Here is a 15326-nt window from a genome sequence, read left to right as displayed (position 1 = left end):
AGTACCAGGGAGGAACTTGTGGTGCCCCGACCCGGGTCGGGGCACAAAAACTAGCGTGGCCAGGGCAGCGAGTAAGTTTTTACGTTAGTAAAAAACTTCATTGCCTCGATGACACCTTCTTTAACCCCATTACCGCTGTCCTTGATGCCTCCGAAGGGGGACATCTCGATACGGTATCCGGGTTGTTCCCAAATGTTGCAGGTGCCCACGTTTAGACCGTTGATAAAGGCAATCGCACGGTTCAAGTCGTTCGTACAGACGCCTGAGCTGAGGCCGAATTCGGTACCGTTCGAAATACGCATCACCTCGTCGTCATTGTCCGGAACCCGAACGATGGGCACAATGGGGCCAAAGGTTTCTTCCATCACCAGCTCGCTGTCATGGGGGACCTTATCGACCACGATGGGCGGCAGTAGTGCACCCTGACGGCCCGGATGATAGAGGATTTCTGCGCCGTCGGCCTCGGCCATGTAAACGCGTTTTTCGAACAGTTCAGCTGCCTTGTCATGGATGACACAGCCCAGTTCGGTCTCGGGGTCTTGTGGGTCGCCGAACTTGATCTTCTTCGCCTTTTCCAGAACCAATGGCACAAACTTGTCGGCCACGCTTTCTTGCACCAGAATACGTTTGATCGCAGTGCAGCGCTGACCCGAATTGCCGGTGGCGCCTGCCACAGCAATGGTCGCGGCCTTCTCAAGGTCCGCGTCAGAAAGATCGTTCAAAACGATCAGAGGGTCATTGCCCCCCAGTTCCAGAGCTTGCCGCTTGTAAACGCCTTTTTCGGCGATCATCTTACCCACCGGCACGCCGCCGGTGAATGTGATGATGTCGATGTTGTCATTGGTGATCATCTCATCGCCAATGTCACCTGGCCAGCCGGTAACCACTTGGAACATCTCGGGTGGTAGACCCGCGTCGTAGAGGATGTCAGCTAATGTCAGCGCCGTCAGTGGCGTCAGCTCCGTCGGCTTACACACCATGCAGTTGTTGGTCGCGATTGATGGCGCGATCTTGTGGCTGACCATGTTAAGTGGATGATTGAATGGTGTGATTGCCGAAATCGCATTCACCGGCTCGCGCATGGTGAATATTTTTCGATCTTTGCCATTATGGGTCAGGTCGCATGAAAAGATCTCGCCATCATCCTTCATCGCCTCAGCGGCGGCGAACTGATAGACATCTTGCGCACGCTTGGTCTCATAAATCGCATGCTGGTGACAGATACCCAGTTCCAACGTCAGCCATTTGGCAAGGTATTCACGACGTTCACCAATCAACTCGCCCGCACGCTGCAGGATCTGGCTGCGCTCATACCGTGTGAGCTTTGGAGTGTAATTCGCCGCGACTTCGAACGCTTTGCGCGCATGTTCTGCCTTGCCGGCGGGTACATGCCCGACAATCTCGTTTGTGTATGGGTACAGAACCGGCACCGTTTCGTCGGTAAAGACGATCTCGCCCCCGATGCGCATTCCTTCATTGCGGATTTCGATTTTCGACATGGTTTGATCTTTCATGGATTACTGCGCCGCCGCTGTGGTTGCATAGAAAAACGCATCAAAATTGCGCAACTCGGGCGCAGTCCCCAAGTCGATAACCCGGTTTACGATGAAAGGAACTTCCTGCTCGGTCAGTCCGCCGTGGCTGCGCAGCGGCTCGTTGAGAGCGGCCAGATCGTGGCGGTCTTCAGAGGTACCGATACAGATGTTCTCACCCGAGACCATCACAATATCACCAATGCGGTCACCGGGCAGTTCAAAACGCTTGATCGCTTCTTCCTTGGTCAACACGTGGGTGATGCCGGCTGTGGCTTTCAGTTTGCCGATGATGTCGCTGCGATCCGCGTCTTCGGGCAGATAGCAGGTGGCAAACGACCCGAGTGCGCCGTGGTGCACCACATAGGGGTCCGTGATCGGCAAGATGACACGGGCCGCGTCCTTGCCCAGCCATTCATCCACCAGATCCTGCACATATACTACGCTGGGCGAGCCATCGGCGTGGTGCTTGGGCTTCATGCCGTGGTCGGCGGTGACCACGATGGCAGCGCCCATGGCGTCCAGTTCGGTCAGATATTTGTCAAACATCTCATAGAATGCCTTGGCCTCGGCCTGATCGGGTGCGTATTTGTGCTGCACGTAGTCAGTGGTGGTCAGATACATCACATCTGGTTTCCACTCTTTCAGCAACTTGACACCCGCAGCAAAGACAAACTCGGACAACTCTGCCGAATAGACCTCGGGTTGGGCCATGCCCAACCATGCGCTTGCTTTCTCCTGACCATGCTCAGCCTGGGTCGACGTGTCGGACTTTTCCGCAGAGAAGCATTTGGCCCGGTCGTCGTCGAACTTCAGACCCGCCCCCAACAACGCGCGCAGCTTGTCCTTCGCGGTGACTATGGCCACCTTGGCGCCAGCGTCATAGAACTGCTTGAACACGGTCGGTGCACGCAAAAAACGCACATCGTTCATCATCACTTCTTCACCACTGTCCGGATCAATCAGATAGTTTCCACAGATGCCGTGCACGATAGGCGGACGGCCTGTCGCAATGCTGAGGTTGTTAGGGTTAGTAAACGACGGGATCACCGAATGAGCCAGCCGGTCAGTGCCGGTTTCGCGCATCCGCTTGAGCGTCGGCATCAGACCGTCAGCAATAGCTTTGTCCAGGTATTCTGGCTCACAGCCGTCAAGGCAGATGGCAATGGCGGGCACTTTGGGCATCGGGTAGACACGCTCGTTGGCTTCAACAGGGGTGTGGATGGTCATTTGGTTTGTTCCTTGATCCTTAAGCGGCCAGTTTGGCGCGTTCTTCTAAAGCTTGGAGAGGAGGTGTGGCACTCGACACACCCATTTTTTCCAAAGTTTCCTTGGCGGCAATTACAACTTTCCGCATAACCTTGTCGTCCATCTGACCGATGCACCCAACGCGGAAGCTGTCGACGACGGTCAACTTGCCCGGGTAAATGATGAACCCTTTTTCTTTCATCAGATTGTAGAACTGATCAAAGACAAAGTTTTCATCGGCCGGGCAGAAGAATGTTACGATGATTGGGCTCAGCCAGCGATTGTCGAGCAGAGTTTCGAAACCCAGCTCACGCATGCCGGCGACCACAACATCCCTGTTGCTGGTGTATCGGGCTCCGCGACCGGAAACGCCGCCCTCAGCCGCATGTGCCCTGAGGGCTTCGATGAAAGCGGCAACCACATGGGTGGGTGGCGTAAATCGCCATTGACCGGTTTTGTTCATATGCGCCCACTGCGCGTGAACGTCCAGAGACAGCGAATGACTGTTACCCTTGGCATCCTCAAGCTCGTTCTTGCGCGCGATTATGAACCCAAACCCCGGAACACCCTCAATACACTTGTTGGCGGACGAAACCATTGCCTCATAGCGGACTTCCGTAGGCTTCAACTCGATCGCACCAAAGGCTGACATTGAGTCGACAAGAAGCTTGCGACCAGCGGCGTAAACCGCCTCCGATATTTCCTCTACCGGATTCAGAATGCCCGAGCTTGTTTCGCAGTGGATAGCAACGACATGGGTGATCGCGGAATCATTCGCCAGAATCTCGGCAACTTCTGAACCACGCGGCGGCAGATAGTCGCCCTTGTCCAAGACAACATGATCGCGTTCCAGATACTCGAGCGTTTGCGCCGAGCGTTGACCGTAAGCGCCATTGGCCAGCACCAATGCCTTGCCATCGCGCGGAATGAACGAAGCCAGCATCGCCTCTACTGAAAACGATCCGCTCCCCTGCATCGGTACACAGTCAAACTCATCGGCGCCCTCGCCAAGCAATGCCAAAAGACTGGAGCGCAACTCCTGGGTCATACCCCGGAAGTCATCATCCCAGCTTCCCCAATCCCTCAACATGGCTTCTTTCACGGCGTATGACGTGGTCAAGGGGCCAGGAGTTAGTAGATAGGGCTCGCCGAGACGCGGTTGTTCAATTTGAGGAAAAGAAGACGTCATAACCAAGCTCCAGATCAACGTTTCAAAGACACAGTTGCAGCAACCGCAGCTATATGTGAAATTGCAAATATCAATCTAATTATAAGCTCAGCCTATGCTCGAACCTTCAGGAGTTTGAAATGCGACATAGCCAGCTCAAAGCCTTTCATTTCGTGGCCAAATATGGTGGGTTTTCGCGTGCTGCAGAGGCGCTTTTTTTGACGCAGCCAGCAATCTCAGAGCAGGTTCGCAAACTTGAGCAGGATCATGATTTGTTGTTGTTCAAGCGTGAGCGAAAAAGAGTGAACCTAACCCCGGAGGGGACGCAGCTTTACCGGTACACCAAGCAGTATTTTGAGATCGAGGATCAGATCGAGGACTATCTGTCTGAAACGAGGGCTGCGATCGACGGCGAGCTGCGGATCCTTGCCGATTCCGCGCACCACTTGACCGACTTTCTGGGGCCGTTCCGAGAAAAATATTCAAACATTACGATTACCGTTCGCGCTGGCAACACCGAGGACATTTTGGAGGAGCTCAGATCTTACAATGCAGAAATTGGTGTTGTTGGCAGCGTGTCTCCCGGCAAGGACATGAGCGTTCTTAGCCTCGGTTCGACCGAGATCGTGGCATTCACGGCCCGCAGTTTGCTTCTCGCCTCAAAACCTACATTGTCCCTCGCAGAGCTGGCGGAGTTGCCTCTCATCTTCAGGGAACAGGGATCAAAAACACGTCAAAAGCTCGAAGATGAAGCCAGTAAACGGGGGGTGTCGCTGAAACCGGCAATTGTGGCCGAAGGAAGAGAGGCCGTCAGAGAGTTGGTGGCATCAGGTGCAGGTATCGGGTTCGTGTCCCAGGCAGAATACGGTCACGACGACCGTCTCAGACAAATCAAGCTGCAAGACGTCGACCTGCAAATGGGAGAAAGTATGATCTATCTCTCCCAACGGCGTGAGGTGAAGACCATTCGCGCCTTCATGAAATTCGCCAATTCTGTTCTAGAAGAAAAACAAAACCCCACCAATCAGTGATCGGTGGGGAGATGCCTAAATGGGCCTTCTTGTTAGCGAGTTCGCCAGGCTTGCGTGCGGCCAAGGACGCCTTTGGAAGCAATCAGGTGGATGATCCGCGCTGCGGCGTTTGTGTAGAAGATCATCATCCCCATTGCGGCAGCTGGCGCAATATCGCCCGCATCGTCCATGTTTAGCACTGCAATAGATGCCAACGTGGTTTTGGGCGAGTATAGGAACACAACCGCAGATACCGTCGTCATTGCGTTTACGAACAGATAGATTGATATGTCCAGCACGGCTGGCAGGCAAACAGGGACCGTGACACGGGCAAACAACTTCATCGTCGGTTGCTTGAGCGAGGCTGATACCGACTCGAATTCTCTGTCCATCTGCTTGAGCGCTGTCACTGCCGTCAGGTGCGACACAGTATAGAAGTGTGTCACCGTACAGATCACCAAAATTGCCATTGTTCCGTAGATACCGTTCAGCGGATTAGACGGGCTATTGAAGAAGAAGATGTATGACAGGCCCAGTACCATGCCCGGGATCGCCATTGGCAGCATCGCGAACATCTGAAAGATCGATCGACCTGTTCTGAACCCGTTCGACTTTTCAACCAGATATGCACCAAAGAAGACGACTGAAGTACCGATCACCGCTGTCAAAAGCGCCAGCTTGATCGAGTTAATGTAAGAGCCCCAACCGCCACCATCCATCTTGTTGAAATCGTAGTTCTTCAGGCTCAGGCTCAGGTCGTAGGGCCAAAACTTGATTAGCGCTGCGAATTGGCACACAGCCAGCAGCCCAACGATGAACAAACCGATCAGACAGCAATAGACTAGAAAGAACCGATCTGCCTTTCGATTTGGGGTTGGCTGGTAAGGGACCGACCGGGCCGACAATAAGGCAACCTGCTTTGATTGCACCATGCGGTCGATCGCGAACGCCAGGATTGCCGGGATCACCAGAACGACCGAGACTACGGCACCCATTTCAAAGTTCTGCTGGCCGATCACCTGCTTGTAGATATCAACCGCCAGAACGTTGAACTGACCTCCAATCACTTTTGGCAGACCAAAATCGGTTATGACCAGATTAAATACAACGAAAGCGGCCGAGATCAGACCATATCGCGCGCCGGGAACGGTGACCGTCCAAAAAGTACGCCACGGCGTTGAACGCAGGCTGACTGCAGCTTCGTATAGTCGTGCATCAGAGATCGCCAGCGCCGTTGAAATGATCAGGAAGGCGTGCGGGAAGGTGAAGAACACCGAGCCTATCACGATGCCAATCGGACCATAGATACTGGCGCCGAACAGCAACTCTTTTATCATGCCCTGATTGCCGAACAGATAGACCAGCGCGATCCCGGGCAACAGCGAAGGCACCAGGATCGGAGCCATCGCAATCAGACGAAACACACCCTTGAACCGCATGCAACTCCGGTTCAGCGCATAAGCGAACCAGAACGCCAAAGTTACTGTGACAATGGTGCTAATTACAGAAATCCAAAGGGAGTTCTTGATAGAATTGAACAGTGCCGGGGTTGAGAAGTAGTTGACGAAATTTTCCAAGCCTCGCGATTGAACTGGCCTCAGCTGAACCCGCCGGAACTGATTGGAATCGAGCGTGACCCAATCCGTATTGTCTTGCAGCGTAGAACCGACAAGAAACCGCCCGGTGTCGCTCGTGTTACGGATTTGGTACATGACCGGACTGCGAAAGCTGAAATCGGGAAAAAGCTCGGTTACCGATAGTCGCCCGTCTGAGCCGGTAGACAGATCGGTGCCTGAAAAAGCCCCGATTTGTTCGTTCAGTGTGTCGGCTGACAGGATGGTTCCGTCAAATTGCCCCGCCTCGTCACTGACCTGAAACTCGTATTGCGACAACTCCATCCGATAGGTGGAGAATGACTTGGAAAGCATCGTGTAAAGCGGCAGGACCAACGTCGCGACCAGATAGAGTGCGATCACGAACATGCTGCCGCGCATCAGGATGTCATCCCTGCTGAGCTTGGGTTTGATGTCAGGCCCGGCTGGAAGAGTCCCCGGGTTGGTCGAAATCTCGCTCATGCTGCCGTCTCCGGAACATCAAAGGCCATTAGCCGGTTTTCGGGCAGTTCAATCACCATGGTCCTACCCTCTTCCAGTTCTAGGCGGCGCACGGCATTGATCGAAAAATCTGCGATCAGTTCCGAAGATCCAAATCGCTCGTTGCTCAAGCGGCATCGCCAGAATGAACCGAGGAATTCCATTTCATCGAGAGTGACGTCGATGCAATTCCTGTTGCCGCCGGTATCGAGATAACCAGCCTCATGCGGGATGATATCCTCGGGTCGGATCGCCGCAATCGCTGGCATTCCGTCGTTGAACGTGTGGTTGAGGCACGCAAAGGTCTTTTCGCCGACGCTCAGTCGACCACCCTTGGTGACCTGAGACTGGATCTGGTTCATTTCTCCGATGAAGTCTGCCACGAACAAGTTTGCGGGTTCTCGGTAAATTTCTGTAGGTGACCCCACCTGCTCGATAACCCCATGATTCATGACCACGATCCGGTCCGCCATCGCCAGCGCTTCTTCCTGATCATGCGTAACCATCACAGTAGTCACACCCAGTTTGCGCTGCAGCTCTTTGATTTCGTGACGTAGATGGACCCGCACCTTTGCGTCCAATGCCGAAAGCGGCTCATCCAGCAACAAGAGACCGGGGTTGGTCGCAATGGCGCGGGCCAGCGCAATTCGCTGCTGCTGGCCACCGGACAATTGTGCAGGATACTTTTTACCCTGTTCAGGCAGCCCGACCAAATGAAGCAGTTCGCTGACACGAACGGCAATATCCGATTTGCTGCGACCAGTGTTTTCCAGGCCGAAAGCAATGTTCTTTTCGATCGTCAAGTTCGGGAACAAGGCGTAGGACTGGAAAACAATCCCGAAATCACGCTCTGACGGCGGCAGATTTGACACATCCTTGCCGTCTTGCATGACAGTGCCCTTGGTTTGCAGATCGAGACCCGCAATCGCCCGGAGCAAGGTTGTTTTGCCGCAACCCGACGGCCCCAGAAAGCAGACAAATTCGCCTTCGTTGATTTCGAGGGATATGTCCTTGAGTGCAAGAAAGCTGCCGAACGCCTTCCACAAATTCTGGATGCTTAGATACAGTTCACCGGGTGGGGTTTTCTGAAGCACGGGAGCGGTCCTCATATCTGCACCTCGGGAACGGCCGATCTGGGCCGGTTGAAGCCGGGCGCGCTGGTCGCGTTGTTTGGAAAAATAGAGTGGTGTGCAGAAGAGGTGCTTACACCTCTTCTGCAGGTTGGTTTACTTCGCTTCAGACTTCCCGTCATAGCGAGACTGCCATTCTTTCAGTATCGCCGCGCGGTTGTTGGCGGCAAATTCAAAGTCGTTGTCGATCATCGCATCCAGAAGACCTTCAGGGAAGTGCTCGACCGGTTTTGCGACGCCAGGATAGGCGACAACGGCGTACCCTGTGTTGTACATCTCGTTGGCTTCCTTGGTGACGGTGAAATCAACCAGTTTCTGCGCGGCTTCGAGATTTGCAGTACCGGCAACAATAGCGGTCGCTTCCATGTCCCAGCCGACACCTTCTGACGGGACAATGATCTCAAGCGGCGCACCATCAGCTTTCGACTTAGCACCACGGAAAGCAAAAGAGATGCCAATCGGGATCTCACCTGCAGCAGCCAGTTTGCACGGCTTTGAACCAGAGTGGGTATATCGCGCGATGTTCTCGTGCAATCCGTCCATGTACTCCCAGCCGCCTTCTTCGCCGAACATCTGCAGCCAGCTTGACACATCAAGGAAACCGGTGCCCGACGAGTTCGGATTTGGCATGATCACCTGATCCTTATACATGGGGTCTGTAAGATCCTTCCACGATGTCGGCGGCGTCAATCCCGCTTTCTCGGCCTCGACGGTGTTGTAGCAAACTGCGGCAACCCAAGCGTCCATGCCAACCCACGCCGGAGGATTGTCGCCATCGACAAATTTCGCGTCTAGGTCGCCAACACCCGCAGGCGCGTAAGGCTCCAGCATACCTTCCGACTTGAGCAACAACAGCGAAGTGGCTGCGAGACCCCACACGACGTCTGCCTGAGGGTTGTCCCTCTCGGCCAACAGTTTGGCGGTGATGATCCCGGTCGAATCCCGCACCCAGTTGATTTTGATGTCCGGATTGCTCGCATTGAACGTCTCAGCGTAGCGCGCCAGGTCTTCAGCTTCGACGGCTGTGTAAACTGTCAATTCGGTTTCAGATAACGCAACTGTAGCAGTCAAGGAGCTTACGGCCAGGGCTGCAAGAAATTTGGTCTTATGTTTCATCGTGATCCTCTGTCGGTTGATTATTCTCGGGAACGCCATTCTTGAGCAGCGCTTATTTGCAGTTCCATGCCCCGGCAGTGTGACAGATAAATAGATCAAGAAAAATCGATTATACCTTCCACATCATAAGCAAAACCTATGTAAGGCAATCTGCCCTAGCGTTCGGAATTGAGTGTCATACCCCATTGATATGAGATAGGAACTCTCCCTGCGCCAGTCACCCAAGAGTTCCGTTCAAATCAGTGCGCTTTGGCATTGGCCTATCGAACTGGCGGTGGGCTACGAAATCCGAGGCTACATACTGCTACCTGTCGACTGGACAGCCGCCAATCGAACATGACGGTCATAGTGCTCGCAAATACCTTCGCAAGTGTCTGACGTCAGCACTTGCGGGACAGTACAGGTCGATTTGATAAGAGAGATTTTCTGGCACATCGTACCCGTCAAGGAGTGGAGGTGAGATAGAAATCCATAACACGTAAGAGCCACGGCGAAAAGATCGTCAAGGATATCCGTCGTGCTACCCGCAAGCGCTATTCAGCAGAGGAGAAGATCAGGATCGTTCTGGACAAGCTCAAGGGCGAAGGCAGCATTGCGGAGCTGTGCTGCCGGGCAGGCACAGCTCAGAGTCTGTACTATAGCTGGTCCAAAAAGAACTCCCTGAAGCAGGCAAGAAGCGCCTCGCGGGCTATAAGACACGTGCGGCGACCTTATCCGAAGCTAAAGACCTGCGCCTTGGACTCGTTATCGCGCAACTTCCTTCGTCTTAGTCCAACTTGTACGTCATCTTGTTAGGGCCAGGACCACAATTCCAACTGCCACGATTATCGCCGCCAGGAGCCTGTTGGATTTTGGACCCTCTCCAAACCACATCACACCTATTACTGAAGCGAAGATGACCGAACTTTCTCGGAGCGCCGATACGACACCCAACGGTGCGAAACTCTTAACATAGAGCACCAGACCATAGGCTAAGCCGGAAATGATTCCTCCTGCTAAACCTGACCAGACATATCTCTTTGGAAGTGCGATGAGGCGCTCCCATCGGGTCGAGAAGATGAACCCCGCCACGAAGATCTCAGCCACGAACAATACCGTGATGTATCCAAGTGTATTCCCTGACAGTCTCACACCAATACCGTCAACCAAAGAGTAGGAAGCAATCATCAAACCAGTTCCGAATGCCGCCGCGATGCCTACCCAGTTCGTGCCCTTTCCAAGTCCGCCAAAAGACAGGCAACCAATGCCGGCTGAAATGCAGACAATACCGATCCACGCGCCCGGAGGAAGGAATTCACCGGCAAGAAAGACCGCTCCCAACGCCACTAATATGGGCGTTATCCCGCGCGAGATGGGGTACACCACCGATAAATCGCCGTAACGGTAGGCGGTGTTGAGAAACCAGTAGTATCCCCAATGAATCAAGGTGGAACCAATAATGTATGGAATTGCAGCCATTACTGGAAAGCCCGTAAAAGGAAGCACGGCAAGCGCAGGTATGGCATGCCCGATCGAGATTAATCCCAACATAATGGCCTTGTCAGGCGCGCCCTTTACGACCGCATTCCAAAGCGCATGAAGGAAAGCCGCAAACAGTACGATGAGGATCGCATGTACTGTCATTGCTCGTCGCAATCAGCGAAAACGCCTTGTAGACACATATGATTTTGCACCTCTATGCGCTCTGCTTCATGCGCTGATCGACTGGCGTTCTACCAAATCTTTGCTTGTATCGCTGCGAAAGCGTCGTACAGGAAACAAATCCACAGGCCAATGCAATTTCTGTCATATACAGTTCAGTGAATTCGGCGATGGCATGAGCCTTCTCCAACCGCTCTGCCATATAGTTTGGCTTTGAGTTCGTCATGGTTCGTAACCAGGTTAGGCATTGATTGGCGGTCAAAACTGTCAGGCTTCCGTGTCTTGAGAGAATTCAATCAGAATTGAAGAAAACGTATTATATGCGAAATGAACGCCGCAGGGCCCTATACCCGCCTCAAGGCCAAATCCGTTAACAACATTCAACACGCCAGCAGGCAGGATATCCGCGATCAGTTCACAGATCACCATGATTGTCGCTGGCGTTGCTTGGCCGGATTCAGAACCACGCAATAGCTAGCAGCTCCAGATTGTCTGCCAGCTTTTGCTCTATCCGCATGAGAACATTCGCACGCTCGGTCACGCTGGTCGAACCTCAGGTATCGGCAACCGAATGCGCTGGGTCCAGCGCGGCCTCAACGACTGAAGCATCAGACCGTGCGATCTGGCCAATGGGCTGGACGGGAATCGGGCTTAGATTGTCAAAATACCGGCCTGCCTTTGGCTTGCAAAAGCCGCCTCCGATCAAATTGTCATAACGGGATGCAGGGGGCGAGATACTCGTTACCGCCTGCAGATTGGTCATCTCATTTATTGATTTTCTCCATAAGTTCACGGTCGGGGCTTTTGATATCCCGCGCATCGGCTGACGCAGCGGTGTGGAACCCGGCCTACCGTTCTTGTTGTACGGCGACTTGGCTAACACGATGAATTTTCAGAATGTATCCGACCAAAATAGTATTACTTTGGTCGCTGCTTGGGGTCTTCCTGTCCGCAATCGCCGAGAGCGCCAAAAAATGCGCCTCGAATGTAAGCGCTTGCACGAATCAAATGTAAGCGCTTACAGTGTCGCTCAGAACTGCAACCTTTTCGGATCCTGTTTTATGTTCCTTACCGCCTCGCTGATCGTCTTTGTCATCTACTTCGCCAACGTCGCTCTGGGGGCCTTTGCAGCAAGCGCATTCCTTGGGGACGTGGGCGAAATGCTGGTTCTGTTTGCCGCGTCGATATTGTTTGTCGTCGCCATTCTTCAAAAAGAGGCTGACCGAAACAAAAAGAACGGCAGCTAAGGATTTCTGGGAGGAAACATAATGGACAAAGATCGCAAGGACCTTGCGTCGGCAGCACGCCGAAATTTTCTGAAATTGACGGCAACAGGCGGCTTCACAGCGGCCATGGTAGCTGGTGCTGCGGGGACGTTGTGGTCAACTGAAGCTGCAGCGCAAAGTGCCAGCGAAGAGCGCGACCGCGAGGCTGCAGCGGACCATATCATGGTTCTGGCAACTGCCTATCCGGTCGGTGCGTCGCGTGGTTATCCAATCATGCAGCTGGACCTGAAGGAAAACATCCAGAACGCGACCAACGGCAAGGTCTATGTCAAACTCGCGCCTGGCGGGCAGCTGGGTGCAGGCGGCGCGCTGGTGCAGGCGGTGCAGGGTGGCACAATTCAGGCAGCACAGCATTCGCTTTCGAATTTCGCGCCGTTTGCGTCGACCGTTGACCTGATCAACATGCCGTATCTGTGCGGGTCAAACCAGCGTTTCACAAACCTCGTCAACTCGCAGTTCTGGAAGGACACGGTCGAGCCGAAGGTTGAGGAGAACGGCTTCAAGGCGTTGTTTTATATCAACATCGACCCCCGTGTCGTTGCCATCCGCAAGGGTGGCCCCGGACCGGTCCTGACACCTGGCGACCTGTCCGGCGTCAAGTTCCGCGTTCCCGGCTCGAAGATGCTGCAGCAATACTACCGCATGGTTGGTGCAAATCCGACGCCTGTGGCCTGGGGAGAAACCCCGTCTGCGATCAAACAGGGCGTCGCTGACGCGCTTGACCCGTCCGTGGGTGCGCTCGAAGTCTTTGGTTTCAAAGATATCCTGAGCCATGTGACTTTCACCCAGGCCGTGCCAGACAGCCAAGTTTATTCGTGCAACCTGGAATGGTTTAACTCAATGCCCGCCGACGTGCAGGAAGGGATCATGTGGGGGTCCGAGATGACCTCGCACCAGAACCTTGCCAAAGTGCCATCGGCCCGCGCCTACGCTATGGCCGAACTGATCAAAGCAGGTGTCGAATTCCACTCGCTCAGCGAAGAGCAACTGGCCGAATGGAAAGCCGCTGGTGGCTACCAACGGTCCGAATGGGACGAGTTCAAGATCGATCTGGCCGGGTCCATGGACAACTTCGCCAAGATGGAAGAAGCCGCAGGTACCCAAGGCAAGTACTACGTGCATGACGCTTAACTGTCGGGTCGGGCGTGCCTCCACGCGCGCCCGATCACCAATCTTTCCCGCCTCAGTAAATTCCAAACGCGTCAGCGCGGTGCGTTTTGCTAGGCAAATCAGCAGGTTCTCACATGAGCTTTTTGCGCCGAATTGATAGAGACGCCGAGCGCTGGTTGCTTCTGGTCTTCTACGTGATGCTTGTCATCACCATGGCGATCGAGGTGCTGCGCCGGGAAATATTCTCTTTTTCCTCGATCTGGGGCGAAGAAATTGTGCGGTACTCCTTCATCTATCTCGCATGGATTGGTGCTGCGGCTGCAGTGAAAGAGCGCGCGCATATCCGCATTGACGTGCTGATGCACTACCTTGGGCCGCGTCCGAAGGCTTTGCTGTATATCTTTGGCGACCTGGTGATGTTCGGTGTTGCTGTGATTGCCCTCTATTGGTCCTACGAAGCCGTGCATGTGTCTGCCAAATTCGGGTCGGTCACGGACGGGCTGCGTATTTCCAAAGTATGGTTCCTGATGGCGGTTCCATTGGGGTTCGGCCTGATCATATTGCGGCTGATTCAATCACTACTGCGCGACATCCATTCTCTCAGAACGGGCAAACCCGTTTTTGAGGGCGACACACTCTTTGATTGAGGGATGATTTGAATGCTTTGGCAAACCTTTGATCAAACCGTCGAGCTGGGTTGGGATTTCTATCTGCCCGTTATCATATTCGTCTCGCTGATTGCACTGGCTGTTCCGGTTTGGGCCGCCATCGGGACCTCGGCGATCCTGATGTTGGTCATGTCCGGCGACCTTCCCCTGAGCCTTGTTGGTGAAAAGCTGTTCACCGGCATTGATGCCTTTGCGCTGACCGCGGTGCCGCTGTTTATCCTGACAGGGGACGTGCTGGTCCGAACCGGGCTCAGTCGAAAATTCCTTGATGTTGCCGAGGCATTGACGTGTTTCACCAAGGGTGGTTTCGGGTCTGCCACGGTTCTTGTCTGTGGCATGTTTGCGGCCATTTCGGGATCGGACGCAGCTGGTGCGGCCGCGGTCGGACGTATGACTATCGCACGCTTGGTCGAAAGCGGCTATCCGCGCCCCTATGCCTGCGCTCTGGTGGCGGCGGGCGCCTGTACCGGCATTTTGATCCCACCGTCGATCGCCTATATCATCATCGGCCTTGTTCTGGGGATATCCGCATCGACCTTGTTCCTTGCGGCCTTGATCCCGGGGATCGCGATCCTGTTGTCGATCCTGATCACGAACCTGATCGTGAACCGCATCTACGCCTATGAAGGTGGTGGACAGATGACGATGGCCGAATGGTTGGGTAATTTGGGCCGTGCTCTAAAATCCGGTTGGTATGCGTTTATCGTGCCGGGCATCATCTTTTACGGCATATTCTCGGGCCGCCTGACACCAACAGAAGCGGGTGCAACGGCCGTCGTCGTGACAATCATCATGGGCTTTATTCTGCGGACGCTGTCCCTTGCGGATTTTCCCGCCATGCTGGTCAGTTCGGCAAAGGTGAACGGCGTCATCCTTCCCATAATCGCTTTCTCGGCTCCGCTGGCCGAAGCGCTGGCCATCATGGGCGTTCCGCAAGGTTTTGTGACATCGGTGACCGGGCTGACGGATGAACCATGGTTACTGATCCTGCTGATGATCGGAATCCTGATCGCCGCCGGTTGCGTTATGGAAACCACGCCGAATATCGTGATCCTTGCGCCTATCCTGAAACCACTCGCGGACAACATCGGCATGAACGAGATACAGTTCTGCATCATGATGATCACAGCTCTTGGCGTAGGCTTCATCACGCCGCCATTGGGGCTCAACCTGTTCGTGGTGTCTGGCATAACCGGGGAATCCATCCTCAAGATTGCCGCCCGTGCCGTTCCCTTTGTTCTTTGTATGTTCTTGGTTGTGTTGCTGATTGCTTATATGCCAGCGATTTCGACTACGTTCTTGCCCGAAATCTACAAGTAGGACC

Annotated in this window: 14 protein-coding genes and 1 pseudogene; 6 read left to right on the top strand and 9 right to left on the bottom strand. The window is 54.1% G+C overall.

The window, feature by feature from the left end:
• Positions 1-50: 50 nt before the first annotated feature.
• Genes phnY through AC2FJW_RS04350 form a run of 3 tightly spaced genes read right to left on the bottom strand, consistent with a single transcriptional unit; the run spans position 51 to position 3969 of the window.
• On the bottom strand, positions 51-1514 hold the full coding sequence (gene phnY / locus AC2FJW_RS04360; protein ID WP_496749319.1) for a phosphonoacetaldehyde dehydrogenase: 1464 nt from the start codon (positions 1512-1514) through the stop codon (positions 51-53).
• 3 nt (positions 1515-1517) lie between these two features.
• Entirely contained in the window at positions 1518-2762 is a 1245-nt protein-coding gene (phnA, locus tag AC2FJW_RS04355; RefSeq protein ID WP_142637684.1) for a phosphonoacetate hydrolase, read from the bottom strand.
• Positions 2763-2781: 19 nt separating this feature from the next.
• Entirely contained in the window at positions 2782-3969 is a 1188-nt protein-coding gene (locus tag AC2FJW_RS04350) for a 2-aminoethylphosphonate--pyruvate transaminase (RefSeq protein WP_281995490.1), read from the bottom strand.
• 119 nt (positions 3970-4088) lie between these two features.
• On the opposite strand from AC2FJW_RS04350, the gene AC2FJW_RS04345 reads away from it, so the two are divergent.
• A complete protein-coding gene (locus AC2FJW_RS04345; RefSeq protein ID WP_496749318.1) occupies positions 4089-4979 on the top strand; it encodes a LysR substrate-binding domain-containing protein in 891 nt (296 codons plus the stop codon).
• Positions 4980-5011: 32 nt separating this feature from the next.
• Here AC2FJW_RS04345 and AC2FJW_RS04340 read toward each other — a convergent pair whose 3' ends face one another.
• From AC2FJW_RS04340 to AC2FJW_RS04330, 3 genes are all read right to left on the bottom strand, one after another.
• Positions 5012-7033, bottom strand: coding sequence for a putative 2-aminoethylphosphonate ABC transporter permease subunit (locus tag AC2FJW_RS04340; RefSeq protein ID WP_281973208.1), 2022 nt, complete (start codon positions 7031-7033; stop codon positions 5012-5014).
• On the bottom strand, positions 7030-8145 hold the full coding sequence (locus AC2FJW_RS04335) for a putative 2-aminoethylphosphonate ABC transporter ATP-binding protein (protein WP_496749317.1): 1116 nt from the start codon (positions 8143-8145) through the stop codon (positions 7030-7032). Before AC2FJW_RS04335 ends, AC2FJW_RS04340 begins: the two co-directional genes overlap by 4 nt.
• 132 nt (positions 8146-8277) lie before the next feature.
• Entirely contained in the window at positions 8278-9297 is a 1020-nt protein-coding gene (locus AC2FJW_RS04330) for a putative 2-aminoethylphosphonate ABC transporter substrate-binding protein (RefSeq protein WP_281973206.1), read from the bottom strand.
• 471 nt (positions 9298-9768) lie between these two features.
• On the opposite strand from AC2FJW_RS04330, the pseudogene AC2FJW_RS04325 reads away from it, so the two are divergent.
• Positions 9769-10031 (top strand): annotated as a pseudogene (locus tag AC2FJW_RS04325) (transposase); the annotation flags it as partial.
• A 49-nt stretch (positions 10032-10080) separates the two neighbouring features.
• Here the strand turns inward: AC2FJW_RS04325 and AC2FJW_RS04320 are convergent.
• The 3 genes from AC2FJW_RS04320 to AC2FJW_RS04310 all read right to left on the bottom strand — a co-directional run bounded on the left by AC2FJW_RS04320 (position 10081) and on the right by AC2FJW_RS04310 (position 11701).
• Entirely contained in the window at positions 10081-10920 is an 840-nt protein-coding gene (locus AC2FJW_RS04320) for a DMT family transporter (protein WP_496749316.1), read from the bottom strand.
• A gap of 52 nt (positions 10921-10972) precedes the next feature.
• Positions 10973-11164 (bottom strand): helix-turn-helix domain-containing protein, encoded by a 192-nt coding sequence (locus AC2FJW_RS04315; RefSeq protein ID WP_496749315.1) that lies wholly within the window; start codon positions 11162-11164, stop codon positions 10973-10975.
• A 327-nt stretch (positions 11165-11491) separates the two neighbouring features.
• Positions 11492-11701 (bottom strand): hypothetical protein, encoded by a 210-nt coding sequence (locus tag AC2FJW_RS04310; RefSeq protein ID WP_496749314.1) that lies wholly within the window; start codon positions 11699-11701, stop codon positions 11492-11494.
• Between the two features lie 298 nt (positions 11702-11999).
• Between AC2FJW_RS04310 and AC2FJW_RS04305 the strand changes: the two genes are divergently transcribed.
• The 4 genes from AC2FJW_RS04305 to AC2FJW_RS04290 all read left to right on the top strand — a co-directional run bounded on the left by AC2FJW_RS04305 (position 12000) and on the right by AC2FJW_RS04290 (position 15322).
• Complete coding sequence (locus tag AC2FJW_RS04305; RefSeq protein ID WP_142637697.1) at positions 12000-12185, top strand: hypothetical protein; 186 nt, start codon at positions 12000-12002, stop codon at positions 12183-12185.
• A gap of 21 nt (positions 12186-12206) precedes the next feature.
• The gene (locus AC2FJW_RS04300) at positions 12207-13355 is read left to right on the top strand and encodes a TRAP transporter substrate-binding protein (RefSeq protein ID WP_142637699.1); all 1149 of its coding nucleotides are present in this window, start codon (positions 12207-12209) and stop codon (positions 13353-13355) included.
• Between the two features lie 113 nt (positions 13356-13468).
• Entirely contained in the window at positions 13469-13981 is a 513-nt protein-coding gene (locus AC2FJW_RS04295) for a TRAP transporter small permease (RefSeq protein WP_281973202.1), read from the top strand.
• A gap of 12 nt (positions 13982-13993) precedes the next feature.
• The gene (locus AC2FJW_RS04290) at positions 13994-15322 is read left to right on the top strand and encodes a TRAP transporter large permease (protein ID WP_142637703.1); all 1329 of its coding nucleotides are present in this window, start codon (positions 13994-13996) and stop codon (positions 15320-15322) included.
• Positions 15323-15326: the final 4 nt, after the last annotated feature.

Source organism: Ruegeria sp. CDSA020, from assembly GCF_059612345.1.
The sequence above is the reverse complement of the archived record's forward strand: the minus strand, read 5'-3'. Positions and strand labels throughout refer to the sequence as shown.